The 25,901-nt window shown below is 73.9% G+C and carries 21 protein-coding genes; 16 read left to right on the top strand and 5 right to left on the bottom strand.

Annotated features, from left to right (window positions below):
• Positions 1-197: 197 nt before the first annotated feature.
• The 12 genes from ABGB06_RS19950 (at position 198) to ABGB06_RS19895 (ending at position 15,247) form a co-directional block, all read left to right on the top strand.
• Positions 198-1,061 carry an LLM class flavin-dependent oxidoreductase gene (locus tag ABGB06_RS19950; RefSeq protein ID WP_347591228.1) on the top strand — a complete coding sequence of 288 codons (864 nt, stop codon included), beginning with the start codon at positions 198-200 and terminating at the stop codon, positions 1,059-1,061.
• A 331-nt stretch (positions 1,062-1,392) separates the two neighbouring features.
• Positions 1,393-2,571, top strand: coding sequence for a right-handed parallel beta-helix repeat-containing protein (locus tag ABGB06_RS19945; protein ID WP_347591226.1), 1,179 nt, complete (start codon positions 1,393-1,395; stop codon positions 2,569-2,571).
• A 288-nt stretch (positions 2,572-2,859) separates the two neighbouring features.
• Positions 2,860-3,531, top strand: a complete 672-nt coding sequence (locus ABGB06_RS19940) for a GntR family transcriptional regulator (RefSeq protein ID WP_347591224.1) — start codon at positions 2,860-2,862, stop codon at positions 3,529-3,531.
• Entirely contained in the window at positions 3,528-4,460 is a 933-nt protein-coding gene (locus ABGB06_RS19935) for a dihydrodipicolinate synthase family protein (RefSeq protein ID WP_347591222.1), read from the top strand. The genes ABGB06_RS19940 and ABGB06_RS19935 overlap by 4 nt, the downstream gene beginning before the upstream one ends.
• The gene (araD, locus tag ABGB06_RS19930) at positions 4,457-6,214 is read left to right on the top strand and encodes an L-arabinonate dehydratase (RefSeq protein WP_347591220.1); all 1,758 of its coding nucleotides are present in this window, start codon (positions 4,457-4,459) and stop codon (positions 6,212-6,214) included. Before ABGB06_RS19935 ends, araD begins: the two co-directional genes overlap by 4 nt.
• 152 nt (positions 6,215-6,366) lie before the next feature.
• Positions 6,367-7,308 (top strand): sugar ABC transporter permease, encoded by a 942-nt coding sequence (locus tag ABGB06_RS19925; protein ID WP_347591218.1) that lies wholly within the window; start codon positions 6,367-6,369, stop codon positions 7,306-7,308.
• Positions 7,309-7,328: 20 nt separating this feature from the next.
• Positions 7,329-8,207 (top strand): carbohydrate ABC transporter permease, encoded by an 879-nt coding sequence (locus tag ABGB06_RS19920; RefSeq protein WP_347591601.1) that lies wholly within the window; start codon positions 7,329-7,331, stop codon positions 8,205-8,207.
• Positions 8,204-9,592 (top strand): Gfo/Idh/MocA family oxidoreductase, encoded by a 1,389-nt coding sequence (locus ABGB06_RS19915; RefSeq protein ID WP_347591216.1) that lies wholly within the window; start codon positions 8,204-8,206, stop codon positions 9,590-9,592. Before ABGB06_RS19920 ends, ABGB06_RS19915 begins: the two co-directional genes overlap by 4 nt.
• Entirely contained in the window at positions 9,589-11,097 is a 1,509-nt protein-coding gene (locus ABGB06_RS19910; RefSeq protein ID WP_347591214.1) for a family 43 glycosylhydrolase, read from the top strand. The genes ABGB06_RS19915 and ABGB06_RS19910 overlap by 4 nt, the downstream gene beginning before the upstream one ends.
• 163 nt (positions 11,098-11,260) lie before the next feature.
• Positions 11,261-12,589 carry a sugar ABC transporter substrate-binding protein gene (locus ABGB06_RS19905; RefSeq protein ID WP_347591212.1) on the top strand — a complete coding sequence of 443 codons (1,329 nt, stop codon included), beginning with the start codon at positions 11,261-11,263 and terminating at the stop codon, positions 12,587-12,589.
• A gap of 124 nt (positions 12,590-12,713) precedes the next feature.
• Positions 12,714-14,081 carry a pectate lyase gene (locus ABGB06_RS19900; protein ID WP_347591210.1) on the top strand — a complete coding sequence of 456 codons (1,368 nt, stop codon included), beginning with the start codon at positions 12,714-12,716 and terminating at the stop codon, positions 14,079-14,081.
• Between the two features lie 38 nt (positions 14,082-14,119).
• Positions 14,120-15,247, top strand: coding sequence for a serine hydrolase domain-containing protein (locus ABGB06_RS19895; RefSeq protein WP_347591208.1), 1,128 nt, complete (start codon positions 14,120-14,122; stop codon positions 15,245-15,247).
• A 52-nt stretch (positions 15,248-15,299) separates the two neighbouring features.
• On the opposite strand, the gene ABGB06_RS19890 is transcribed toward ABGB06_RS19895, so the two are convergent.
• Positions 15,300-16,130: an NAD(P)-dependent oxidoreductase gene (locus ABGB06_RS19890; RefSeq protein ID WP_347591206.1), complete on the bottom strand. Its 831-nt coding sequence runs from the start codon at positions 16,128-16,130 to the stop codon at positions 15,300-15,302.
• A gap of 158 nt (positions 16,131-16,288) precedes the next feature.
• Here ABGB06_RS19890 and ABGB06_RS19885 point away from each other — a divergent pair, with 158 nt between their 5' ends.
• From ABGB06_RS19885 to ABGB06_RS19870, 4 genes are all read left to right on the top strand, one after another.
• Positions 16,289-17,227: a 5-dehydro-4-deoxyglucarate dehydratase gene (locus tag ABGB06_RS19885; RefSeq protein WP_347591204.1), complete on the top strand. Its 939-nt coding sequence runs from the start codon at positions 16,289-16,291 to the stop codon at positions 17,225-17,227.
• 4 nt (positions 17,228-17,231) lie between these two features.
• Positions 17,232-18,449, top strand: coding sequence for a hypothetical protein (locus tag ABGB06_RS19880; RefSeq protein WP_347591202.1), 1,218 nt, complete (start codon positions 17,232-17,234; stop codon positions 18,447-18,449).
• A gap of 202 nt (positions 18,450-18,651) precedes the next feature.
• Positions 18,652-20,049, top strand: coding sequence for an NCS2 family permease (locus ABGB06_RS19875; RefSeq protein WP_347591200.1), 1,398 nt, complete (start codon positions 18,652-18,654; stop codon positions 20,047-20,049).
• 20 nt (positions 20,050-20,069) lie between these two features.
• A complete protein-coding gene (locus ABGB06_RS19870; RefSeq protein ID WP_347591198.1) occupies positions 20,070-20,585 on the top strand; it encodes an NUDIX domain-containing protein in 516 nt (171 codons plus the stop codon).
• A 33-nt stretch (positions 20,586-20,618) separates the two neighbouring features.
• Here the strand turns inward: ABGB06_RS19870 and pknB are convergent, their stop codons facing one another.
• From pknB to ABGB06_RS19850, 4 genes are all read right to left on the bottom strand, one after another.
• Positions 20,619-22,628 (bottom strand): Stk1 family PASTA domain-containing Ser/Thr kinase, encoded by a 2,010-nt coding sequence (pknB, locus tag ABGB06_RS19865; protein WP_347591196.1) that lies wholly within the window; start codon positions 22,626-22,628, stop codon positions 20,619-20,621.
• A 106-nt stretch (positions 22,629-22,734) separates the two neighbouring features.
• A complete protein-coding gene (locus tag ABGB06_RS19860) occupies positions 22,735-23,391 on the bottom strand; it encodes a response regulator transcription factor (protein ID WP_347591194.1) in 657 nt (218 codons plus the stop codon).
• Positions 23,388-24,683, bottom strand: coding sequence for a histidine kinase (locus tag ABGB06_RS19855; RefSeq protein ID WP_347591192.1), 1,296 nt, complete (start codon positions 24,681-24,683; stop codon positions 23,388-23,390). Before ABGB06_RS19855 ends, ABGB06_RS19860 begins: the two co-directional genes overlap by 4 nt.
• Complete coding sequence (locus tag ABGB06_RS19850) at positions 24,680-25,747, bottom strand: hypothetical protein (protein ID WP_347591190.1); 1,068 nt, start codon at positions 25,745-25,747, stop codon at positions 24,680-24,682. The genes ABGB06_RS19855 and ABGB06_RS19850 overlap by 4 nt, the downstream gene beginning before the upstream one ends.
• Between the last annotated feature and the right edge of the window lie 154 nt (positions 25,748-25,901).

The raw sequence follows: 25,901 nt of genomic DNA, 5'->3' as shown, positions 1-25,901 counted from the left end.
ACGCCCACCACCCCCGACCCGCGTCCGGAACCGCCCCGTACGCCGGCGCCTCGACTTCGTGCGCGGCACGTCCCGCCGAACGGGACGTGCCGCGCACGAAGTCCAGCGATGAGCACGTCACCCCGGACCAGTGCGGCTCCGCGGCTCCGCCAGGAACGTTCCGCGCCGCCGGCGAGCACCCGCGATAGCGTGTGCGAATGCGCTTCTCGGTGAACATCCCGAACTTCGGCGACTTCGCCGACCCCAGGAACGTCGCGACCGTGGCAACGGCGGCCGAGGCGGCGGGCTGGGACGGGCTGTTCGTCTGGGACCACCTGAACTTCCGCGCCCATCCCCGCCCGTTCGGGGACCCCTGGATGCTGTTGACCGCCGCCGCGCTGGCGACCTCGCGCATCCGGCTGGGCACGCTCGTCACGCCCGTCGCCCGCCGCCGGCCGCACCAACTCGCCCGCCAGGTGGCCACCCTGGACTCGCTGACCGGCGGGAGGGTGATCTTCTCCACGGGGCTCGGCGGGCCGGCCGAGGACGAGTACGGCAGCTTCGGCGAGCCGACCGACCCCGTGCTGCGCGCCCAGCGCCTCGACGAGGGCCTGGACCTGCTGCGGCGCTACTGGTCGGGCGAGCCCGTCGACCACGACGGGCCGCACTACCAGGTCCGGGACGTCACCCTGCGGCCCGCCACGGTGCAGCGGCCCCGCCCGCCGGTCTGGGTCGCCGGCTTCTGGCCCAGCCGCCCACCGATGCGACGGGCCGCCCGCTGGGACGGCGTGGTGCCGCTGTTCGAGGACGCCCCGCACGGGCACGTGCCGCCGGTCGAGCAGGTGCGGGAGCTGGTCGCCTACGTGCACCGGCACCGCGACGACGCCTCCGACGCCCCCTTCGAGGTCGTCCTCGGCGGGGCCACCCCGGCCGACCCCGCCCGGGCCGGCGCCGTCATCGGCCCGCTGCGGGACGCCGGCGCGACGTGGTGGGACGAGCGCCAGGTGCAGACCGGCCCCGACCTCGACCGCCTCCCCCCGGTCCTCCGCCGCATCGAGGCAGGCCCGCCGGCTCTCGGCTGACCCCCCTTCACCCTCGGTGTCGGGCCCCGCTCCCGGTGTCGGTCGGACGTCCCGGCCACCCGGACCGTGCGGGCGTGGCCGGATCGGTGGGGTGCCCGCCGTCGTCCGCGCTTCGTGCTCCGCGGCCGGAAATGGGCGGCTGCGTGGCGGGAAATCGCCGGTTGACGGTCGTTCCGGGGCGTTGGAATACTCGGCCGTCCGGCAAGCGCTTTCTGTCTTGCCGCAGCGCACCCCGTCTGGATCCAGCCGTCCGGGCGGGTGCGCGGCGCGGAGATGAATCGATTCATAACTGCGCCATCCAACCCCCACAACCCCCACACAGGAGTGAACGATGGGACGCAGAGTCGCACCCCCCATCATCCGGCGCAGGGCCACCCTGCTGGTCTCGGGCCTGCTGGCCCTGGTGACCGCGGGCGCCATGCTGAACGTGACGGCCAACGCCGCCGAGGAGTCCGCCGACGACCCGCAGACCCTGGCCTGCGGCGACGGCAGCTACAACGCCGAGGTGGTGCAGGACGGCAGCACCTGGACGGCTCCCGGCTACAGCGGCGACTCGATGCCGGAGGCCATCAGGGCCGGCATCGCCAGCCTCAGCGAGGGCCGCACCAGCATCGAGTCGGTCGTCGTGCGCGGCTCGGGCGACATCGGGTCCGAGGACTCGATCGACATCCCGAGCTACACCTCGATCGAGGTCTGCGGCACGATCAACGTCGTCGGCTCGATCGGTTCGGAGGCGGCCCCGCTGCGCATGGTCGGCGTCAACGACGTCGCCGTTCCGTACCTGGAGGGCATGACGGGCTCCCCGTACTTCGGGATCTTCGTCCGCAACGCCTCCAACGTCCACCTGGGCGAGATCAACATGAACCTGTCCGGCGGCCTCGGCATCCGGATCGACAACCACGACGACACGAGCTGGCGCACCAACAACGTCGCCCTCGACACCATCAACATCTCGGGCGCCGGCAGCCACGCCGTGGAGACCTACGGCGTGGACGGCCTCACCGTCGGCACCGTCACCGCCACCGACGTCGGCGAGTCCGGGCTGCTGATCCAGGACACGTACAACGCCGAGATCGGCAGCGTCATCGGCGAGAACGTCGCCGCCGGCACCGGCTACGCGACGTTCCGCATGGCCAACCGCAACGGCGCCCTCAACAACTACGAGACGAACATCCACGTCGGCGAGGTCGTCGCGCGCGGCGGCGGGCGCGGCATCTTCTGCGTCTCGGAGAGCGGCGGCGCGGTGATCGACCGGGTGGACATCTCGGACACCGGCAACAACGCCATCCTCATCGAGAACTGCTACAACGTCACGATCGCCAGCGAGGGCGGCACCATCGCCGGCGGCGGCGAGGTCCGGCTGGCGGCGCGCGACGAGTTCGCCAACAACCGCGACATCACGCTGTCCAACTTCACCCTGATCGACTCCGCGCTCACGGAGAACCCGTGCGGGGAGAACATCACGATCAGCAACGTCACGTTCGAGAACAGCGCCGACAACAGCTGCTGACCCCGGACGGCGCGACCCCCAACGCACCACCCCCAACGCACCATTCCAACGCACCATCCCAACGCGCCGCCCCCAACGCACGACCGCCGGCGGCGGGCGACGCGCCCGTCGCCGGCCGCGCGTGCCCATGCGCCCCATGACAGAAAGCCCTTACTAAATTTCTGCGGAAACCGTTGACGGACGCCCCGCGCGCCGCCTACGGTCGTCCCACCTCACGTCGTACGCGATATGTCATATACGAGATGCCATATATGACGTCTCGCAGCAGCGAGCGGAGAACCGCAGCACATGAGCGTTCCCCTGTCCGGCGCCGCGCCGGTGCCGATCCCCTCCCGGACGCAGTTCGTCCTGGAGGCCCTGACCCGCGCGATCCTCACCGGACAACTGACCCCCGGCTCGCCGCTCGTCGAGAACGAGCTGGCCGCCCGGTTCGGCGTCTCCAAGACGCCCGTCAGGGAGGCCCTGAAGACCCTGGCGGGACGCGGCCTCGTGGTGATGAGCGAGTACCGGGGCGCCGCGGTCCGCACCGTGGACGCGGCCATGGCGCGGTCCGTCTACGACGTCCGGCTGCTGCTGGAGCCGGAGGCGGTGCGCCGCACGGTGGCCGGGCGGTCCGACCTCACGGCCGCGCACACCGCGCTGGCGCGGGCCGACTCCGCCGTGGACACGGCGGAGCGGTCGCTGGCGAACCGGGACTTCCACCGGGCGCTGTACCTGCCGTGCGGCAACCCGCTGCTCGCCCAGCTGCTGGACGACCTGCGCGACCAGGCGGCCCTGGTCTCCTCGTTCGCCTGGCAGGTGGACCCGACGTGGCGGCGTGAGGCCGACGAACACCGGGCGATACTCGCCCGCGCCGAGGAGGGCGACGCGGAGGCCGCCGCCCGGCTGCTGCACGAGCACATCCAGGGCTTCGTGCGCCGCGCGTTCCCGAAGGACTCGAACGAGGAGACCCAGGCATGAACGACTTCGCGGGACAACGGGACGCGCTCGCGGACGTGGTGGCGATTCCGGTCAGCCCCTTCGACGCGGACGACCGGCTGGACACCGACGCGTACGCGGCCCTGCTGCGGCGGCTGCTGACCGCCGGCGTGCGGACGCTCACCCCCAACGGCAACACCAGCGAGTTCTACTCGCTCACCCCCGCCGAGCGGCGCGCCGAGGTGGAGCTGACGGTCGAGGCGGTCGACTCCGCCGTGGCCGCGGCGGCCGGCCCCCGCGCGCAGATCATCGCCGGCGTCGGCCAGGAGGTGCCCACCGCGGTGGCGGCCGCCCGGCACGCCAGGGACGCGGGCGCGAACATGGTGATGGTCCACCAGCCGGTCCACCCCTACGTCTCGCAGGACGGCTGGGTGGACTACCACCGGGCCATCGCGGAGGCGGTGCCCGAGCTGGGCGTCGTCCCCTACATCCGCAACCCGCTGATCGACGGCGGCGCGATCGCCCGCCTCGGCGACTCCTGCCCCAACGTCGTCGGCGTGAAGTACGCCGTCCCCGACCCGGTGCGGTTCGCCACGGTGGCGCGCGACGCGGGCCTCGACCGGTTCGTGTGGGTGGCGGGGCTGGCCGAGCTGTACGCGCCGGCGTACTTCGCCTGCGGCGCGACCGGTTTCACCTCGGGACTGGTGAACGTCTCGCCCGAGGTGTCCCTGGAGATGCTGCGGGCGCTGAACGCCGGCGACTATCCGGCGGCCATGAAGGCGTGGGACCTGATCCGGCCCTTCGAGGAGCTACGCGCGGCCCAGCAGTCCGCCAACAACGTCACCGTCGTCAAGGAGGCGTTGGCCGCCCTCGGCCTGTGCCGCCGCGACGTCCGACCGCCCAGCTCACACCTGGACGAACCGGGCCGCGCCGCGGTCGCCACGATCCTCGAGGGGTGGGAGCTCCGTTGACCGGGCCAGAGACCCCGGCGGCCGGCGAGGGCCGCCCGGCGCGGACCCTCAGGAGCGCCAAGTGGTACGAGACGGAGGGGCTCAGGTCGTTCAGCCACCGGGCCAGGACCCGGCAGCTCGGGTACCTGCCGGAGGAGCACCTCGGCAAGCCGGTCATCGCCGTGCTGAACACCTGGTCCGACATCAACCCCTGCCACCAGCACCTGCGCGACCGCGCCGAGGCCGTCAAACGCGGCGTCTGGCAGGCCGGCGGCTTCCCGCTGGAGTTCCCGGTCTCGACGCTGTCCGAGACGTTCCAGAAGCCGACCCCGATGCTCTACCGGAACCTCCTGGCCATGGAGACCGAGGAGCTGCTGCGCTCCTATCCGGTGGACGGCGCGGTGCTGATGGGTGGCTGCGACAAGACCACCCCCGCGCTGCTGATGGGTGCCGCCAGCGCCGACCTGCCCACCGTCTTCGTGCCCGCGGGCCCGATGCTGCGCGGCCACTGGCGTGGCGAGACGCTCGGCTCCGGCACCGACATGTGGAAGTACTGGGACGAGCACCGCGCGGGTCGCATCGGCCAACGGGAGCTCTCCGAACTGGAGTGCGGCCTGGCACGGTCGCCCGGCACCTGCATGACGATGGGCACCGCCTCCACCATGACCTCGGCCGCCGAGGCGCTCGGCGTGACCATGCCGGGCGCGGCCGCCATCCCGGCCGTGGACTCCGCGCACGCCCGGATGGCGGCCGCCGCCGGCCTGCGCGTCGTGGAGCTGGTGCGGCAGGACGCCCGCCTCTCCCGTTTCCTGACGGCCGAGGCGTACCAGGACGCGATCGCCACCGTGATGGCCCTGGGCGGCTCGACCAACGCGGTCATCCACCTGATCGCGATGGCCGGCCGGTCCCAGGTCACGCTGACCCTCGACGACTTCGACCGGGTCGCCCGCCGGGTGCCGGTGCTGGCCAACATCAGGCCGGGCGGCGCCTACCTGATGGAGGACTTCTACTACGCCGGCGGCCTCCCGGGGCTGCTGTCCCGGCTCGCCGAGGCGGGACTGCTGCACCTGGACCGCCCCACCGTGGCGCACCCCTCGCTCCGCGAGCAGCTGGCCGGCGCCCTGGTGCACGACGAGGCGGTGATCCGGCCGCTGAACGAGCCGGTCGCCGAGGAGGGCGGGGTGGCCGTGCTGCGCGGCAACCTGGCCCCCGACGGCGCCGTCATCAAGCACATCGCCGCCGAGCCGCACCTGCTGAAGCACACCGGGCCCGCGGTGGTCTTCGACGACTACCGCGACATGCAGGCGCGGATCAACGACCCGGCGCTCGGCATCACCGCCGACACCGTGCTCGTGCTCCGCGGGGCGGGCCCGCTCGGCGGTCCCGGCATGCCCGAGTACGGCATGCTGCCGATCCCCGACTACCTGCTCAGGGAGGGCGTCACCGACATGGTGCGGCTCTCCGACGCCCGGATGAGCGGCACCAGTTACGGGGCGTGCGTGCTGCACATCGCCCCCGAGTCGCACGTCGGCGGGCCGCTGGCGCTGGTCCGCACCGGCGACCAGATCACCCTCGACGTGGCGACCCGCACGCTCCGCCTGGAGGTGGGCGACGCCGAACTCGCCGAGCGCCGCGCCGCCTGGCGCCCGCCGGCCCCACGGTACGGGCGCGGCTACGGCGCCCTGTACGAGCAGCACATCACCCAGGCCGACACCGGCTGTGACTTCGCCTTCCTGTCCCGTCCCGGTGAGGTGCCCGAGCCCTACGCGGGCTAGGCACCACCCCCACCCAGGCGCGCGGCCGCGCGCCGACCACCTCGCAACGAAGGGATGACGGTCGTGACCCCCCGCTCTTCCGTGGGAGCCCTCCCACACGCGGCGGACGAGCCCAGCCCGCCGCCCGGAGCCGCAACGCCTGCGAGGTGCCCATGTCCCTCGGCGTGAAGGACCGCAGCCCCGGGCCGAGCGCGCGCAGCCCCAAGCGGCGACGCAGCGCCACCCCGCGCCACCTGCCGTATCTGCTGATAGCGCCGGCCGCGCTGCTGATGCTGGGCTTCATCGCCTACCCGATGCTCAGCGTCATCTACTACAGCCTCCAGGACTACAACGTCACCAAGCCCTGGCGGAACGGCTTCGCCGGCCTGGACAACTTCCGGGAGATCCTCACCGACGACCCGTTCTTCTGGGAGACGCTGACCTTCAGCGCCCAGTGGGTGGTCGTCGAGGTCGGGCTCCAGCTGATCTTCGGCCTGGCCCTGGCGCTGATCATCAACCAGACCTTCGTCGGCCGCGGCATGGCCAGGGCCCTGGTGTTCTCGCCCTGGGCCGTCTCCGGCGTGCTGACGTCCACCATCTGGATCCTGCTCTACAACCCGTCCACCGGGGTCAGCCGCTATCTGGCGGACGCCGGCATCGGCGAGTACGGCACCTCCGTGCTGGCCGACACCGGCACCGTCTTCTGGGGCGCTGTGCTCGCCGAGCTGTGGCGCGGGGTGCCGTTCTTCGCGATCCTGCTGCTCGCCGACCTGCAGTCCGTCTCCAAGGACCTCTACGAGGCCGCCTCGGTGGACGGCGCGAGCCGGCTGCGGCAGTTCTGGCACATCACCCTGCCGCATCTGAAGGACGCGATCATCCTGTCCACGCTGCTGCGCGCGGTCTGGGAGTTCAACAACGTCGACCTGCTGTACACCCTCACCGGCGGCGGCCCGGCCGGCGTCACCACCACGCTGCCGCTCTACGTGGCCCAGACCGGCATCGACGGCAACGAGTTCGGCTACGCGGCCGCGCTGACCACCGTCGCCTTCGTGATCCTGCTCTTCTTCTCGATCGTTTATCTGCGCCTGAGCAAGTTCGGAGGCGACGACAAGTGACCGGCCTTGCCCCCTCCGTCATCGACCGGGACGCCGAGCCCGCGGCCGTCCCGCCGGCGCCGCCCGCCGGGAAGCGCCGCCGGCGGTCGCTGGACCAGCCGCCGCGCTGGCAGATCTTCTTTCCGCTCGGCCTCTACCTGCTGTTCACGCTGATCCCGTTCTACTGGATGCTGCTGTTCGCGCTGCGCGAGCCGGGCTCCGACTCGCTGGTGCCCTGGCCGATGACCGGGCAGCACTTCGAGAAGGTGTGGACCGAGCGCAGCTTCGACACGTACTTCGTCAACAGCATGTACGTCGGCATCGCGTCGATGCTGATGACCCTGCTGGTGGCGCTCTCCGGCGGCTACGCGCTGGCCCGCTTCAAGTTCCGGCTGCGGATGCCGTTCATGCTGGCGCTGCTCACCTCGCAGTTCATCCCCGGCGCGCTGATGCTGGTGCCGCTCTTCGAGATCTTCCGCGAGCTGACGATGCTCAACTCGCTGTGGAGCGTCATCATCGCCGAGACGGTCTTCCAGCTGCCGCTGTCGATGATCCTGATCAGCGGCTTCATCAGGAACGTGCCGGCGTCGCTGGAGGAGGCCGCCTGGGTGGACGGCTGCTCGCGGATGCGCGGCTTCCTCGCGATCGTGCTGCCGCTGCTGCGGCCGGGACTGATCGCGGTCGGCTCCTTCGCCTTCGTGCACAGCTGGAACCACTTCCTGTTCGCCCTGATGTTCCTCAACTCCCAGGACAAGCAGACGATCCCGGTCGGCCTCAACACCCTGATGGGCTCCGACAGCGTGGACCTCGGGGCGCTCGCCGCCGGCGGCGTCGTGGCGGCGGTGCCCGTGGTGATCGTGTTCGCCTTCATCCAGCGCTGGCTGATCACCGGCTTCAGCGCGGGGGCGGTGAAGGGATGACCCGGTCCTCCGACTCGCGGGCCCACCGCGGCCCCGTCCCCGTGGTGCTCGTCGGGGCCCGCGGCCACGGCCGTTGGCATCTGCGCAACATCGGCCGCCTCGCCCGCCAGGGCGTGGTCCGGCTCGTCGGAATCTGCGAGCTGACCCCGCTGGACGCCGGCGAACTCGCCGAGCTGCACGGGCCCGAGGGGCCGGGGGAGCCCGCGGGGCCCGCCGCCCCCGCCGGACCCGAGGGATTGGCGGGTCCGGTCGGCCTGGCCGGGCCCGACGGCGTCGTCGCGCCCGAGCAGTCCGACGATCTGGCCACGCTGCTCGACCGCACCGGCGCTGAGGTGGCCGTGGTCTGCACCCCCATCCACACCCACGCGGAACTGGGGCTGATCGCGGCCGCCCGCGGGGTCCACCTGTTGCTGGAGAAGCCGCCCACGCCGTCGCTCGCGGCGTTCCACGAGCTGGCGGCGGGCATCGGGAAGGCGGGCGTGGCCTGTCAGATCGGCTTCCAGTCGCTGGGCTCGCACGCCGTGCGGAGCATCAGGGAGCTGGTCGCCGACGGCGCCATCGGCGCGGTGCGCGGCATCGGCGCGGCCGGCGCCTGGGTGCGCGACGAGGCGTACTGGCGGCGCGCGCCGTGGGGCGGGCACCGCACCCTGGGCGGCCGGGACGTGGTGGACGGGGTGCTCACCAACCCGCTCGCGCACGCCCTGGCCACCGCGCTGCGCATCGAGGGCGCCGAACGCGAGACCGACCTGGCCGGCATCGAGTTGGAGCTCTACCGGATCAACGACATCGACGCCGACGACACCTCCTGCGCCCGGATCCGCACCGCGCCGCGGGCGGGCGCGGACGGCGCGGCGGGCGGCACCGACATCGTCAGCGCGGTGACGCTCTGCGCCGAACAGCCCGGCGAGCCGTACGTGATGGTGCACGGCGAGGAGGGGCGGATCACCTTCTGGTACAAGGCCGACCGGGTGCTGCTGGAGCGTTCGGGCCGGCCGCCGGAGACCACCGAGCACGGGCGCACCGACCTGCTGGTCAACCTCGTCGACCATCTGCGCGACGGGACGCCGCTGCTGGTGCCGCTGGAGCGCACCGGCGCGTTCACCCGGCTGGTGGAGGCGGTGCGCACCGCGCCCGAGCCGACCCGGCTGCCGCCCGACGCCTGGCGCGTCGAGCGCGGCGACCGCGGCCCGCGGCGGGTCATCCCGGGGATCGACGGGCTGACCGCCGAGGGCGCCCGCCGGCTGGCCCTGTTCTCGGAGCTCGGGGCCCCCTGGGCCGTGCCCGCCGCGCCCGCGACGGCGGAGCCCGCGACGGCGGAGCCCGCGGTGGTGGAGCCCGCGCGGCACAGCGCGGGAACGGCGGATGACAAGGAGGCGATGTCGTGACCACGTACCGCAACCCGGTGCTGCCCGCCGACTGGTCCGACCCCGACGTCATCCGGGTCGGCGAGGACTTCTACCTGACCGCCTCCAGCTTCAGCCGGGTGCCAGGGCTGCCCCTGCTGCACTCCCGCGACCTGGTGAACTGGAGCTTCGTCGGCCACGCGCTGGACCGGCTGGAGCCGGCCGAGGACTTCGCCGAACCGCGCCACGACCGCGGCGTCTGGGCGCCGGCGCTGCGCCACCACGACGGCCGGTTCTGGATCTTCTGGGGCGACCCCGACCACGGCGTCTACCAGGTCAACGCGCCGGACATCCGCGGCCCCTGGACCGACCCGTGGCTGCTGAAGGCCGGCAAGGGGCTGATCGACCCCTGCCCGCTGTGGGACGAGGACGGGCGCGCCTACCTGGTGCACGGCTGGGCGTTCTCCCGCGCCGGCATCAAGAACCTGCTGACCGGCCACGCCATGTCGCCGGACGGCCGGGAACTGCTGGACGCCGGGCGGGTGGTGGTCGACGGCGACGCGCTGCCCGGCTGGTTCACCCTGGAGGGCCCCAAGGTGTACCGGCGGGACGGCTGGTACTGGATCTTCGCGCCCGCCGGTTCGGTGGAGACCGGCTGGCAGGGCGCGTTCCGCTCGCGCGGCTTCTTCGGCCCCTACGAGGAGCGGGTCGTGCTCGCCCAGGGCGACACCGACGTCAACGGCCCGCACCAGGGCGCCTGGGTCACCGACCCGGGCGGGGGCGACTGGTTCCTGCACTTCCAGCAGCGCGGCGCGTTCGGCCGGGTGGTGCACCTGCAGCCGATGGCCTGGGACGCCGACGGCTGGCCGGTCCTCGGCGACCGCGGTCAGCCCGTTGCCGAACACCCGCTGCCGTTGCCCGGCGGCGAGCCCTGCGCCCCGGCTACCGACGACGACTTCCCGGACGGGACGTTCGGCCCGCAGTGGTCGTGGCTGGCCAACCCCGCATCCGGCTGGGTGCTGCCGGGGGACGGCGACGGGCTGCGCCTGGCCTGCCGACCCACCGTCGCCGCGGCCGACCTGCGCCGGCTGTCCAGCGTGCTGGTCCAGCGGCTGCCGGTCGGGCCGCGCACCGTCGAGGTGGAGCTGCGGCTCGACGATCCGGCGCCCGGTGCCAAGGCCGGACTCGCCGTGGTCGGCGACGCGTTCAGCTGGATCGGCCTGGAACGCGACCCGGGCGACGGGGGCGGGGTGCGCCTGGTGCACCGCTTCGGCGACCTGGTGGCGGAGCGGGAACGCGATGCGGCGTACGCCCGTCCGGCGCCCGAGGGCCGCGCCCGGCTGCGGGTGGAGGTCACCGCCGACGCCCGCTGCCGCTTCTCCGCCGCCGTGTCGCCCGACGCCGAGTTCCGGCCGTCCGGGCAGGTGTTCGCCGCCACGCCGTGGCGCTGGGTCGGCGCCCAGCTCGGCCTCTTCGCCGCCGCGCCGCCGCGGCCCGGCGAGGAGCCGGGCGGCGCCGCGGTGTTCCGGGGGTTCCGCGTCACCTGACCCCGACCCGGCCCGGCCCTCGATACCCACCGACCGAGACCAGCCACCACCCACCCCGTCCCCGGGCGGAGCACCCCCACACCGCATCGCACCACCCATTCGAAGAACACCGCAGGCTCCGCGGCAGCGGCGGACACGGCGGAAACGACAAGGGAGTCGCACGATGAGTAGAAAGCATCAACACCGCGCCGCCGTCGGCGTGCTGGCCGTCCTGTTGGCCACGACGGCCACCGCCTGCGGCGACGACGGTAGCGCGTCGGGCGCCGAGGGCGACGGCACCGGCGAGATCACCTTCTGGGACAACAACGGCGGTGTCCGCACCGAGGTCTGGGAGGCGATCATCGAGGAGTTCGAGGCGGCCAACCCGGACATCGACGTCGAGTACGTGGGCGTGCCCATCGACCAGGTGCAGTCCAAGTACGACGCGGCGATCCAGGGCGGCGAGGGACTCCCCGACGTCGGCATGGTGTCCACGTCCTACCTGGCCAACCTGGTCGCCCAGGGCGCCATCGAACCGGTCGGCGACCGGCTCACGGACAGCGAGCTGGACGGCCAGCTGGTGCCGGCGATGCTGGACAGCGTCCGGGCCACCGCCGGCGAGGAGCTGTACTCCGTGCCCACCTCGGCCAACCAGGGCGTGCTGTGGTACCGCCCCGACCTGTTCCAGCAGGCCGGCCTGGAGCCGCCGACCAGCTGGGACGCCTTCTACGAGGCGGCGGAGCAGCTGACCGACAGCGGCTCCAACGAGTTCGGCTTCACCATCCGCGGCGGCGAGGGCTCGGTGGCGCAGGCCCTGGACGCGATGTACTCGCAGTCCGGGCTGGAGAGCTTCTGGAACGCGGACGAGACCGAGACCACGGTCAACGACCCGGCCAACGTCGAGGCGCTCGAGCGCTACGTCGGCCTGTACAACACCGCCACCCCGGAGGCGGACCTCAACAACGACTTCACCAACATGGTCGCCACCTTCACCGGCGGCACCGTGGGCATGCTGCAGCACAACCTGGGCTCCTACGTGGACCACGTGACCGCGTTCGGCGAGGACGGCGTGGCCGGCCTGCCGATGCCCACCGCCGAGGACGGCGGCCACCACACCTTCGTGTCCAACCCGGTGGACGGCCTCAGCCTCTTCCAGGCCAGCGACAACAAGTCCGCCGCCTGGCGGTTCATCGAGTTCGCCGCGTCGCACGAGATGAACAGCATGTGGAACGAGTCGGCGGGTCAGATACCGGCCAACACGGCCGCCATGGAGGACCCGTGGGTCGCCGAGGCGCCGCCCACCCAGGCCGCGGTCGAGGCGCTGAGCGACGAGAACACCACCATCGTCGACCTGCCCTACTACCTGCCGGACTGGAACAACATCAGCAAGGCGGACACCGAGCCCAACTTCCAGCGGGTGCTGCTGGGCGAGATGACGGCGCAGGAGTTCCTCGACGACCTCGCGGAGCGGCTCAACGAGGCGCAGGCCGAGTGGCAGGAGCAGATGGAGTAACGCCCCCACGCGGGCCGGCCGCCCCTCGCGCGGCCGGCCCGCGCTCCACCTCCACCTCCAATCCCCTCACCGCCCCTCCCGTCCTCGTTCCGTCACCCGTTCCACCTCCCCGAGGAGCCACGCCGTGCGCCCGACCCCCATGCGAACGCTCAGATGTCATGCCCGCGCCACCCTGGTGGCGGCCGGCGCCGCCGCCCTGGCCGTCTGCCTGCTGCCGACCGCCACCGCCCAGCCCGCCGCGGCCGACACCACCGCCCGGCACGCGCCCGCCGGGGGCGACCCGGCCCGCGCCGCGCTCCCTGCCGGCGACGGCTGGGGCGGGGCCGAGGGCCCGGTCACCGGCGGCGCCGCGGCGGAGCCCGCGTTCGACTTCACGGTCAGCGACCGCGCCGAACTCGCCGCCGCGCTCGCCGCGGGCGACCCCGGCACGCCCCGGATCATCCGCGTCGACGGCACCATCGACGCCAACACCGACGTCAAGGGCGACCCGTTGACCTGCGAGGACTACGCCACCGACGGCTACACGCTGGAGGGCTTCCTGGCCGCGTACGACCCCGAGACCTGGGGCGACGTCGACCCCTCGGGCCCGATGGAGGAGGCCCGCCTGGCCTCGGCCGCCCGCCAGGCCGAGCGGGTGGTGCTGCCGGTCGGCTCCAACACCACCATCATCGGCGTCGGCGACGACGCCCGGCTGCTGGGCGGCACCCTCAACGTCAGCGGCGCGGAGAACGTCGTCATCCGCAACCTCACCTTCGAGGACGCCTACGACTGCTTCCCGTCCTGGGACCCGTCGGGCGAGTGGAACTCCGAGTACGACAACCTCCAGCTCTCCGGCTCGCAGCGGATCTGGGTGGACCACAACACCTTCACCGACGGCGACCGGCGGGACAGCGAGCAGCCGTACTACTTCGGCTACCTCTACCAGCAGCACGACGGCCTGATGGACATCGTCTCCGGCGCCGACCTGGTCACCGTCAGCTGGAACGTGTTCACCGAACACAGCAAGTCGATCCTGATCGGCAACAGCGACAACGCCGGCGACACCGACCGCGGCGCGCTGCGCACCACGTTCCACCACAACCTCTTCGAGGACCTCGGCGAGCGCGCCCCGCGGGTCCGCTTCGGCCAGGTGGACGTCTACAACAACCACTTCCGGCAGACCGCGGACTCGGTGGTGCCCTACGTCTACAGCTTCGGCATCGGCCGGGAGTCCGCGCTGGTGGCCGAGCGCAACGCCTTCTCCCTGCCGTACGCGGTCGACCCGGCCACCGTCATCCGCCAGTGGACCCCGGACACCGCGATGACCGAGGACGGCAACCATCTCAACGGCCGCCCCGCCGACCTGCTGGCGGCCTACAACGAGGCCAACCCCGACGCCCAGCTCGGCGACGACGCCGGCTGGACCCCGGAGCTGCGCACCCGGATCGACCACCCGCGCAACCTGCCGGCCCTGATCGACGCCCGGGCCGGTGCCGGGGGACCGCTCAGGTAGTAGCCTCCCGGAAAACCGCGCCGGAGGAGGTCCAGGACATGTCGCACGGCAGCGTCGCGGCCGGCACCGTTGCCGCGGGATATGAGCCGCTGCGCGCGGAGTTCGACGCCGTGCTGGCGGCGGATCCGGACCTCGCCGCGCAGCTCGCGGTCTACGTGGACGGGAGCCCGGTGGCCGACCTCTGCGGCGGCCCCGGGCTCGCGCCCGACTCGCTGGTCGGGGTGTTCTCGGTCACCAAGGGGGCGGCGTACCTCGTGGTGGCCCGGCTGGTGCAGGACGGCGTCCTCGACCTGGACCGCGAGGTCCGTGCCTACTGGCCGGAGTTCGCCGCCGCCGGCAAGGACCGGCTGACGGTGCGCGAGCTGCTGACCCACCGGGCCGGCGCGATCGGCGTCGAGTCCGGCTTCACCCTCGACGAACTGGCCGACGACGCCGCGCTGGCCGAACGGCTCGCGCCGCACCGCCCGTACTGGCGCCCCGGCACGCTCTTCGGCTACCACAGCCTCACCGTGGGCGCGCTGGCCGGCGAGGTGGTGCGGCGCGCCGCCGGCGTGCGGCTCGCGGAGCTCTTCGAACGGGAGATCCGCGAACCGCACGACGTGGACCTCTACCTGGGGCTGCCCGCAGACCTGGAGCCGCGGGTCACGCCCGTGCTGCCGCCCGAACGGGCGCCCGAGCCGGACCCCGAGGCGCCGGACTCGCTCGGCGGCATAGCCGGAAACCGGCACGCCCCCGAGCCGATCGACCTGGCCCTGTTGCCCAACAACCGGACCGTCAGGGCCGGTGGCCCCGCGTCGGTCGGCGGCGTGGGCAGCGCCCGCGGCCTGGCCCGGCTCTACGCCGCCGCGCTGACCGGGGTGGCCGGCCGCGCGGCGTTCCTGACCCGTGCCACCCTCGCCGAGTTCGCCCAGCCGCAGGCGGTGGGGCACGACGTGGTGCTCAGCACGCACCGCGCGTACGGCGTCGGCTTCATGGTCGGCCTGCCGTTCCTCGGCGCCGGCTCGTTCGGGCACGACGGCGCCGGCGGGGCGATGGCCTTCGCCGATCCGCGCAGCGGCCTGGCCTTCGGCTACGTCCGGCCGCGCTTCCCCGAGCCGGCCGGCGCCGGACCCGACGCCGAGCGGCTGGCCCGGGTCGCCCGAGCCTGCGCCCGCCGGGCTCGCTAGGGCGTTCCGGGCCGTGGCGCTCCCGGGCGCGCCGGCGCGGTCGGAGGGGCGGTCAGAGGGTGCGCGAGTGCCGGTCGGCCCAGCGCGGCGGCGTGGTGGTGAAGGCGCCGCCCAGATAGGCGTGGTCGGGGTTGCCCTCCGGGTCCAGCTCGCCCTGTTCGGCGACGAGCTTCTCGGCGAACCGCTCGGAGTCGTCCCGCGGCTCGTACCCCAGCGCTCGGGCCGGGGCGAGGTCCCAGACCAGCCGGGTGTTCGCGGACGAGCCGTAGACCACGGTGTGGCCCACGTCCTCCGCGGTCAGCGCGGCGTGGAAGAGCCGGGCGCCGTCCTCGGGGCTCATCCAGACCGACAGCATCCGGACCGAGTTGGGTCGCGGGAAGCAGGAGCCGATGCGGACCGACACCGTCTCGATGCCGTGCCGGTCCCAGTAGAGCTGGGCGAGGTCCTCGCCGAAGCACTTGGACAGCCCGTAGAACGTGTCGGGGCGGCGCGGCGTGTCGACGGGGATCAGCGGGGCGTCCTGCCCCGGCCAGGGCGTGTACCCCACGGCGTGGTTGCTCGAGGCGAAGACGATCCGGCGCACGCCCTCGGCGCGCGCGGCCTCGTAGAGGTTGTACGTCCCCTCGATGTTCGCCTTCAGCACCTCCTCGAAGGGGGCCTCCAGCGAGATGCCGGCGAGGTGGAGAATCGCGTCCGTGCCGGCCACGGCCCGGCGCAGCGCCTCGCGGTCGCTGAGGTCGGCGACCACGGCGTCCGGCGCGCCGGGCACCTCGTCGACGTCGAACGACCGCAACTCGTAGCCGTAGGGCGGAAGCAGCTCGCGCATCAGGGTGCCGACGATGCCGGCGGCGCCGGTGAGCAGAACGGTGCGGGGCGCGGGCATGGGATCCTCCGTTCGGTGTTCAGATATGAGGACACGCTATGCCTCTGCCTCGACGGGGTCAACGCCGGCTTGACCCGGGTTGCCGCCTGTTCTAGCGTGAGGAGCGCGTTCATAAATATAGACAACAGTCAGGTACTTGTACGAGAGACGAGACGCTCATGACCCAAGCCTCACTCGCCGAGCGCCTGAACGGCCTGCTGTTCTTCCCCGTGACGGCGTACCACGCCGATGGTTCGCTCAACCTCGACGCCTACCGCGCCCACCTGCGGGCCGGCGTCGACGCCGGCGCCGGCGCGGTCTTCGCCGCATGCGGCACCGGAGAGTTCCACGCTCTGACCCTGACCGAGTACCGCGCCTGCGTGGCCGCCGCCGTCGAGGTCACCGGCGGCGCCGTCCCGGTGGTCGCCGGCACCGGCTACGGCACCGCGATGGCCACGGAGTTCGCCCGCGAGGCCGAGGCGGCCGGCGCGGACGGGCTGCTGGCCCTCCCGCCGTACCTGGTGCAGGCCGGCCAGGCCGGCCTGCTGCGTCACTACCGCGCGCTCGCCGAGGCCACCCGGCTCGACGTCATCGTCTACCAGCGCGACAACGTGCTCCTCACCCCGGCGACCGTGACCGAGCTGGCCCAGACGCCCGGCATCGTCGGGCTCAAGGACGGCCTCGGCGACCTCGACCTGTTCCAGCGGATCGTCTCCACGGTCCGCGACCACCACCCGGACTCCGACTTCCGCTACTTCAACGGGCTGCCCACCGCGGAGCTCACCCAGCCCGCCTACCGGGCGCTCGGCGTGCACCTGTACTCCTCCGCGGTGTTCTGCTTCGCCCCGGAGATCGCCCTGGCCTTCCACGCCGCCCTGGACCGTGGCGGCCCGGACGGCGAGGCCACCGTGCGCCGGCTGCTCGACGGCTTCTACCGGCCGCTGGTGGAACTGCGCAACCGCGGCAGGGGCTACGCCGTCTCGCTGGTCAAGGCCGGCGTGCGGCTGCGCGGCCTGGACGTGGGCGAGGTGCGGACCCCGCTGACCGAGCCGGCCCCCGACCACCTCGCCGAGCTGGCCACCCTGCTGAAGCACGGCCTCGCGCTGGTGGGAGAGTGACCCGATGACCACTGCCCCGCGCGCCGCCGCCTTCCTCTACCCGTGGGACGTCGTGGGCGATCCGGACGCCGCCCGCCGGGTCGCCGAGCTGGGCGTCACCTCGGTCACCCTGGCCTCCGCCTACCACGCCACCCGCGCCCTCACCCCCCGGCACCCCCGGCACCGCGTCGTCACCGCGCGGCACGCCGCCGTGTACTACCCGCCGGACGAGGCGCGGTGGGACGGCCAGCCGCTGCGGCCGCACCGGCAGCACTGGGTGTCCGGCGCCGACCCGTTCGGCGAGGCCGTCGAGGCGCTCGCCGGCGCCGGGCTCGACGTGCACTCCTGGGTGATCCTGGCCCACAACTCCCGGCTGGGCGCGGAGCACCCGGAGAGCACCGTTCGCAACGCGCACGGCGACCGCTACCCGTGGGCGCCCTGCATCGCCCGCCCGGAGGTGCGCGGGTACGCCGTGCGGCTCGCCGCCGAGGCCGCCCCGCGCCCCGGCGTCCGGGGCACCGAGCTGGAGTCCTGCGGCTGGTACGGCCTGGACCATCTGCACGCGCACGACAAGATCGGCGGCGGGCGGCTGGGCGCGGTGGGCGGCTGGCTGATGTCGTTGTGCTTCTGCGAGGTCTGCCAGTCCGGCTACGCGGCGCACGGCGTGGACCCGGACGAGCTGCGGACCCTGGTGGTCCGGGCGCTCGAACCCTACTGGGCCGGGGAGGCGGGCGCCCCGCCGGCCGACCGGGACGGCGAACGCGCCGAGTTCGACCGGCTGCTCGGCGCGGAGCCGGCCGCCGCCGCCACGGCGCACCGCGACGCGACCGCCGACGCGTTCCAGCGCGAGGCGGTCGCCGCCGTCCGGGCCGCGGCGGCCGACCGCCCGGACTTCCGGGTGCTGCTGCACGCCGATCCGGGCCCGCACCGCTGCGGCGCCAACGTCGGGGTGCGCCCGGCGGCGATCCTCGACCACGCCGACGGCGTGGTGGTGCCCTGCGGCGGCGGTCCGGCCGAGCGCTCCGCGCTGCTCACCCCGTTCGCCGGGCACCGCCGCCCGGGCACCGTGCTGGCCGCCAACTTCCCGGTCATCGCCGGCATGGGCGGCAGCCCCGGCACGCTGGCCGCCGACGCCGCCCACGCCGTCGAGCTCGGCGCGGACGAACTGCGGCTGTACCACGCCGGACTGGCCGCCGACGACGATCTGCGCACGGTGGCCGCCGCGCTCGCGACGCTGCGCTGACCAGCGTCGCGCGGCCGGGCCGGGCCGCGCGGCCCGGTCGGGGACTGGTCCGGTCCTGGTCCGGGCCGAGCCCGGTCCTGGCCTGGTCCGGGGGAGCGCAATTCCGTAACGGTGCCGCATCGGGTTACCCGCAGGAAACCTCCCGCGGCGCCTCGCCCGGCAGAATCCCCCCGTCCCCAGCAGCACCACCGTGAGGATTCCCATGCCGCCCTGGCTCGACTCGTTCTTCCAGATCTCCCAGCGCGGCTCCACGCTGGCCCGCGAGGCGCGCGGCGGGCTCGCCACGTTCTTCACCATGGCCTACATCCTGGTGCTCAACCCGATCATCCTGGGCGGTGCCAAGGACATCAACGGCGACCAGCTGTCGCTGCCGCAGCTCGTCACCGTGACCGCGCTGGTCGCCGCCGTGATGACGGTGCTGATGGGCATCACCGCCAACCTGCCGCTCGCCCTCGCCGCGGGCCTCGGCATCAACGCCCTCGTCGCCTTCCAGCTCGCGCCCCGGATGTCCTGGGAGGACGCCATGGGCCTGGTGGTGATCGAGGGCCTCATCCTCTGCGCGCTGTCCGCGACCGGGCTGCGGGAGGCGGTGATGAACGCCATCCCGATGCCGCTGAAGATGGCCATCAGCGTCGGCATCGGTCTCTTCATCGCCCTGATCGGCTTCGTGGACGCCGGGTTCACCGTCGGCCTGGCCGGCAGCCCGCCGCTCAGCCTCGGCGGCACCGGCGAGCTGACCGGCTGGCCCGCCCTGGTCTTCTGCCTCGGCGTGCTGCTCACCCTGGCGCTGCTGGCCCGGCGGGTGAAGGGCGCCATCCTGATCAGCATCGTCAGCACGACGGTGCTGGCCATCATCATCAACGCCGTCGCCGACATCGCGGACGAGGACTGGGGCCTGACCGCGCCCCGGATGCCGGACGACGTGGTGGCCACCCCCGACTTCGGGCTGCTCGGCAACTTCAGCCTGTTCGGCGCGTTCGGCGAGGTCGGCGCGGTCACCGTCGTGCTGCTGGTCTTCACGCTCTTCCTCACCGACTTCTTCGACACCATGGGCACCGCGGTCGGCGTCACCAACGAGGCCGGGCTGCTGGACGAGCGGGGCCGGGTGCCGCGGCTCGGCCGGCTGCTGTTCACCGACGGCCTGGCGGCGGCGGCCGGCGGCGCGGCCTCCGCCTCGTCCAACACCTCCTACATCGAGTCCGCGGCGGGTGTCGGCGAGGGCGCCCGCACCGGCTTCGCCAACCTGGTGACCGGCGGCCTGTTCGCCGTCTCGCTCTTCCTCGCCCCGCTTGCCGCGGTGGTGCCCTCGCAGGCCGCGGCGCCCGCCCTGGTGGCCGTGGGCTTCCTGATGATGACCCAGGTGGGTCGCATCGACTGGGCCGACTCGGCGGTGGCCATCCCGGCGTTCGTCACCATCGTCGTGATGCCGTTCACCTACTCGATCACCAACGGCATCGGCGCCGGCTTCATCGCCTACGTGGTGCTGGCCGCGGTGCTCGGCCGGGCCCGTTCGGTCAGCTGGCTGCTGTGGGTGGCCTCCGCGCTGTTCGTCGTCTACTTCGCGATCGATCCCGTGGAGCAGCTGTTCGGCGTCGACTGACCTGCTGGTTGACTGGGCGCATGTCGCCCCGTCGCCCGCGGCCCGTCCGCCGCTCCGCCCGCGTGCTGCTGCTCGACGCCGCCGACCGGCTGCTGCTGTTCCGCATGAAGGACGCCACGCCCGGCGCGTTCTGCTGGATCACCCCGGGCGGCGGCGTGCGGCGCGCGGAGCGGGTGCGCGCCGCCGCCGCCCGCGAGCTGTGGGAGGAGACCGGGCTGCGCGTCGCCCCCCGGGACCTCGGCGCCCGGGTGGCCTGGACCGGCGGTCGGGCGGAGTTCAGCTGGGCGAGCGGCTATTTCGAGGACGTCTTCTTCCTGCACCGGGTGCGGGCCCACGAGGTGGACACCAGCCACATGGAGGAGCTGGAGCGCGGGCAGACCACGGCCCACCACTGGTGGTCCCTGGACGAACTGGCCGCCACCGGGGAGCGGATCCACCCGTTCGGGCTGCCCGGGCTGCTGGGCGAGCTGCTCGCCGGCCGGATCCCGGCCGAGCCGGTCCGGCTGCCCTGGCACCACGCCCAGGACCCTGGCTAGGTCCTGTCCGGTAGGGCCGGCCAGGGCTCCTCGCTACTCCGTGCTGTCGCAGACGATCTCGACGTGGTCGCCCTCCGTGGCGGTGCTGCCGGCGGGCGGGCTGGTGTGGAGGACCGTGTCGTCCGGTTCGCAGCCCGCCGTCGGGTCGGGCGAACTGGCCGGCAGGGTGCTGAGACCCGCGATGATCAGCGTCTCCTCGGCCTCCTCGTACGTCAGCCCCGCGACGTCGGGGACCACGATCTCGGCGAGGGGCGGCTCGACGGTGAGGGTGACCACGCCGCCCGGCTCCAGCTGGGTGCCGCCCGGCGGGTCCTGGGCCACCACCGTGTCCGGCTCGACGCCGTGCGTCTCGACGTCCTCCCACCGGTCCACGGTGAAGCCGGCCGCGATCAACTGCGCCTCGGCCTCGGCGTAGAACAGGCCGGTGACGTCCGGCACCTCGACGGTCTCCGGGTCGGTGGGCGGGTCGGGCTCGTCCGTCTGGTCGTCGTCCGGCGTCGGGTCCGGGCCCGGGTCGGGAGCCGCCTCGCCCGCCACGGTCAGCGTCACCGTGGTCCCGGGCTCGGCCTTCCGGCCGCCAGGCGGGTCCTGGTCCAGCACGGTGCCGGCCGCCTGGTCCGTGTCGTCGTCCGTCTCCTGGGCCACCCGGAAGCCGGCCTCCTGCAGCGTGTCCAGGGCGTCCGCGAAGGCGTCGCCGACCACGTCGGGGACCTCGACCGGCGCGCGGCCCTCGGAGACGACCAGTGACACGGTCCCGCCCTCGGCGATCTCCTCGCCCTCCCCGGGGGTGGTGGCGCAGACGGTGCCGCGGTCCTCGGGACAGGGCCGGCGGTCCTTCTCGTCGACCGACAGGCCGACCTCGGCCGCCCGGTCCTCGGCCTGGGACACGGTCAGGCCGACCAGGTCGGGCACGGCGACCGTGCCGTCCTCCCCGCCGCCGAGCAGCGAGCCGCCGAACACGCCGGCGGCGACGAGCAGCAGCACCGCGCCGACCGCCAGCAGCACCCGCGGCAGCCTGGAGCGGCGCCGGCCGTGGCTCCCGGTCCCGGCGGGCCCTCCGCCGCCCGGTCCGCCGGCACCACCGCGAGCGCCGTCGCCGACGGCTCCGGCACCGCGTTCGGTGTCCGCGTCGACCGGGGCCGCCGGGGCGGCGGAGGCCGCCGGCCGCAGGTCCGCGGTGCGCTGCGCGGTGGCCGCGATGGTGCCGCCGGCGAGCGCCGACTCCAGGTCCGCGCGCATCTCCCCGGCGCTCTGGTAGCGGTGCTCCCGGTCCTTCACGAGCGCCCCGAGCACGATCGCGTCGAGGTCCGCGGATATCCCGGGGGCGAGCTCGCTCGGCGGTCTGGGCTCCTCGCTCACGTGCTGGAAGGCGACGGACACCGGCGAGTCGCCGACGAACGGCGGCCGTTCGGTGAGCAGCTCGTACAGCAGGCAGCCGGCGGAGTACAGGTCGGTGCGCGCGTCCACCTTCTCGCCCCTGGCCTGCTCGGGCGAGAGGTAGTGCGCGGTGCCGAGGACCGCCGCGGTGTGCGTCATGGTCATCCCGGCCTCGCCCAGGGCGCGGGCGATGCCGAAGTCCATCACCTTCACCTGGCCGTCGCCCGCGAGCATGATGTTCGCCGGCTTGATGTCGCGGTGCACGATGCCCTTGTGGTGCGAGTACTCCAGCGCCCGCAGCACTCCGACGCACAGCTCCATGGCCCGCTCGGGCGACGGCTTCCGCCCGGAGCGCAGCAGCTCCCGCAGGGTCACGCCCTCGACGTACTCCATCACGATGTACGGCACGGTGAGGTCGTCCGCCGCCTCCTCGCCGGTGTCGTAGACCGCGACGATCGCGGGGTGGTTCAGCGAGGCCGAGGAGTGCGCCTCCCGGCGGAACCGGGCCTGGAACGCCGGGTCCCTGGCGAGGTCGGGCAGCAGCGTCTTCACCGCCACCTGGCGCTCCAGGCGCGTGTCGTGCCCGAGGTGGACCTCCGCCATCCCGCCACGGCCCAGCATCTTCCGCAGCTCGTAACGGTCTGCGAGGCGTCGCGGAGCGTCCATCTGTTCAGCTCTCCCCGTGTGTGCCGCCACCCGCGCGAGCGGCGTTATCTCAGGGGGAAGAGAGTAGTTGAGGGCCGGACGGGCGACAGTAGACGTTCGATAAACGCTATCCGGGGGTGACGAAGCCGTGTTCGTACGCGGCGATCACCGCCTGGGTACGGTCCCGCGCGCCGAGCTTGGCCAGCAGCGAGGCGACGTGGCTCTTCACGGTCTGCGGCCCGACCGAGAGACGCTCGGCGATCTCCGCGTTGGTCAGCCCCTCCGCCACCAGCCGCAGCACCTCGGCCTCCCGGTCCGTCAACCGGCCGCGCAGCGCGTCGGCGCGCCGGCGCCTGGCGTGGTGCGCGGCGAGCGAGCGGACGGCCGCCGGGAACAGCAGCGAGTCGCTGCGCGCCACCAGCCGGACCGCCTGCACCAACTCCTCGGCCGCCGCGCGCTTCAGCAGGAAGCCGCTGGCGCCGGCCCGCAGCGCCTCGTAGACGTAGGAGTCGTTCTCGAACGTGGTCACCACGACGACCCGCGGCGGTTCGTCCAGGGTGCGGAGCAGCTGCTCGGTGGCGCGGATGCCGTCCACCTCCGGCATCCGCACGTCCATCAGCACCACGTCGGGGCGCTGTTGCCGGACCACGGACACCGCCTCGGCGCCGGTGGCCGCCTCGCCGACCACCGTCATGTCGGGTTCGGCGCCGATGATGGCGCGCAGCGCGGTGCGCACCAGCCGCTCGTCGTCGGCGAGCACCACGCGCAGCGGGTCCCCGCTCACCGGTCCGCCCCCAGCGGCAGCCGGACGACGAGCCGCCAGGCGCCGTCCTCGGCGTCCCATTCGGCGCCGCCGCCGAGCAGCGTGGCGCGTTCCGCGATGCCGCGCAGGCCGCGGCCGCCGCCGGCGCGCGGCCCGGTGGCCGCCGACCCGGGGTTCCGAAGGGGGTTCCGCATGGTGATGACCAGCTCGCTTTCGTGGGGGGAGCGGTGGGTGGCGAAGCGGAGCGTCAGCGGGACCGGCCCGGCGTGCCGCAGGGCGTTGGACAGGCCCTCCTGGACGATCCGGTACGCCTCCCGGGAGACCAGGGCGGGCAGCGCCCGCGGCGGCCGGCCGTCCTCGGGCAGCTCGACGGCGAGGCCGGCGGCGCGAGTGCGGTCGAGCAGCGCGGCCAGGTCGGCCAGGGTGGGCGCGGGCGCGGTGCCGGCGCCCCCGGTGCCCGGGTCCTCCTCGCGGAGCAGGCCGAGCACGGTGTCGAGCTCGCCGACGGCGCCGCGCGCGGTCTCCTCGATGGCGGCGAGGGCCTCCCTGGCGAAGGCCGGGTCCGTGTCCAGCACGGTGCGCGCCGCGGTCGCCTGGAGCGACACCGCGCTGAGGGCGTGGCCGACCGAGTCGTGCAGCTCGCGGGCGAGCCGGTTGCGCGCGGCCAGGTCGGCGGCGCGCTCCTCGGCCGCCGCGAGCCGGTCGGCCGGGGTGGGGCCGAGCAGCGCGGGGGAGAGCCTGGCCAGCAGGGCGCCGCCCGCGGCGGCGGCCGCGACGACCAGGGCGAGGGTGGCCAGGCCGGCCAGCGGCCCCAGCCACGGCAGGTCGGTCAGCGGGCCGAGGCCGCCGCCGAAACGGCTGCGCCGCAGTTCGGCGGAGAACGGCAGCACCGCCAGCACCACCGCGAACGGCGGGAGCGCCAGCGTGATCCCGCTGACCAGCGCGCCGACCCCGACGTGGGCCGTGAACCAGACGGCGGCCCGCCGCCGCGCCGCCCACGACCGTGCGGGACCCGTCGCCAACTCGGCGTGCTCCCGCCCGTCGACGTCCGGTCCCGCCGGCACCACGGACAGCGCGCGGGCCGCGTCGGACTCCAGGGAGCGGACGAGGGGGAACAGGCCGGTGGCGGCGACCAGCGGCAGGGACAGCAGATAGCCGAGGAACTGCCAGCCGAGGCTGGTCAACGCGTTGGCGTCCGGATGGACCACCCCGATGGCCACCACCGTCAGCAGGAAGTACGGCATGAGCAGCGCCCCGCCGAGCAGCTGATGCACCCAGCGGGGCCCGAGGACTCGGGGGAGTGCGCCGCTCATGCCGCCCGGTGCGCCGACGCCGCGTCCCGAGCGGTCAGCAGGCGGGCGCCGACGACGACGGTCAGCAGGCCGATGAGCACCTGCACAGCGTAGGTCACGGCGGTCAGGGCGGTGGTCCGCTCGTCGGCCTCGGCACTGCCGAAGTTGGCGCCGCTGGTCAGCAGCAGCCAGCCGCCCCAGGCGCCCAGCGCCGCGCTGCCCACCCAGGCCAGGCCGACCGAGGTGGCGGTGCGCAGCCGCGCGAACCGGGCGGGCCGGAAGGCCAGCAGCAGCACGCCGGCGCCGGCCGCGAGGACGAACAGCAGATCGGAGGCGGTGGTCACGTAGTACGTGGTGTCGCGGTTCTCGATCTGCGTCCCGTTCAGTCCGGCGGTCGAGCCGCCCAGCCACAGCAGGTTCATGGTCAGCGGCCACAGCAGCAGGACCAGCGAGGCGACCGCGGCGCCCGCGGTCGAGCGGGAGGCGTCCCGCGGCAGCCCGGCCAGCCGGCCGCGCAGCAGGTGACCCCAGCGGTCCCGGACGGCGAGCGCGAACAGCCCGCCCAACGCCAGCGCCTGCACGCTGAACCCCGAGTAGACGACGGTGAAGACCCAGTCGTCGAGGTACAGCTCGTGCTGCTCGGACACGGCGCTGCCGGAGGAGGTCGCCTCGGCCAGCACCGAGGTCGGGAAGCCCACCAGGATGGGTGCGAGCAGGCCGGTGGCGGCCCACAGCGGGCCCAGCACCAGCCAGGCCGGCAGCCGCCGACCCCAGGGCCGGGTGAGCGCGACGGCCAGCACGATGACCGCGGCGTCCATCAGCACGGTCAGCAGGTTCAGCGCGAAGAGTGTGGTCTCGCCGTCCGGGGTGCGGAGCTCGCTGCCCTCGGGGATGCCGACGTGGCTGCCCGCCAGCCACGCGGTCTTCAGCGTGAGATAGGGCAGGCAGGAGGCGATGGCCAGGGCGCGCAGGCCGCGGCGGAGCCCGCTCGTGCCGGTCGCTTGCCGCGCGGAGCCCGCGGCCGGGGGAGCGGTGGGCGCGCTCGTGGGGGACGTGGGGGAGGGGAGACGGTGCGTTGAGGTCATGCCTCCACGCTCCCGTCGGACCCCGCCCCCGGGCGTCCTGCGCGCCGACGAACCCGCTCCCCCGCGCGGGGGAGGGCCCGGGCGTCGCCCGACCGAGCACGTCCCGGGACCGGGCCTCCCCCACGCGGAGGGCTCGGCGGCCGGCGCAGCGCGT

This window comes from Streptomyces sp. B6B3, assembly GCF_039871525.1.
In the GTDB taxonomy this organism is placed as follows: domain Bacteria; phylum Actinomycetota; class Actinomycetes; order Streptomycetales; family Streptomycetaceae; genus Streptomyces.
The sequence above is the reverse complement of the archived record's forward strand: the minus strand, read 5'-3'. Positions and strand labels throughout refer to the sequence as shown.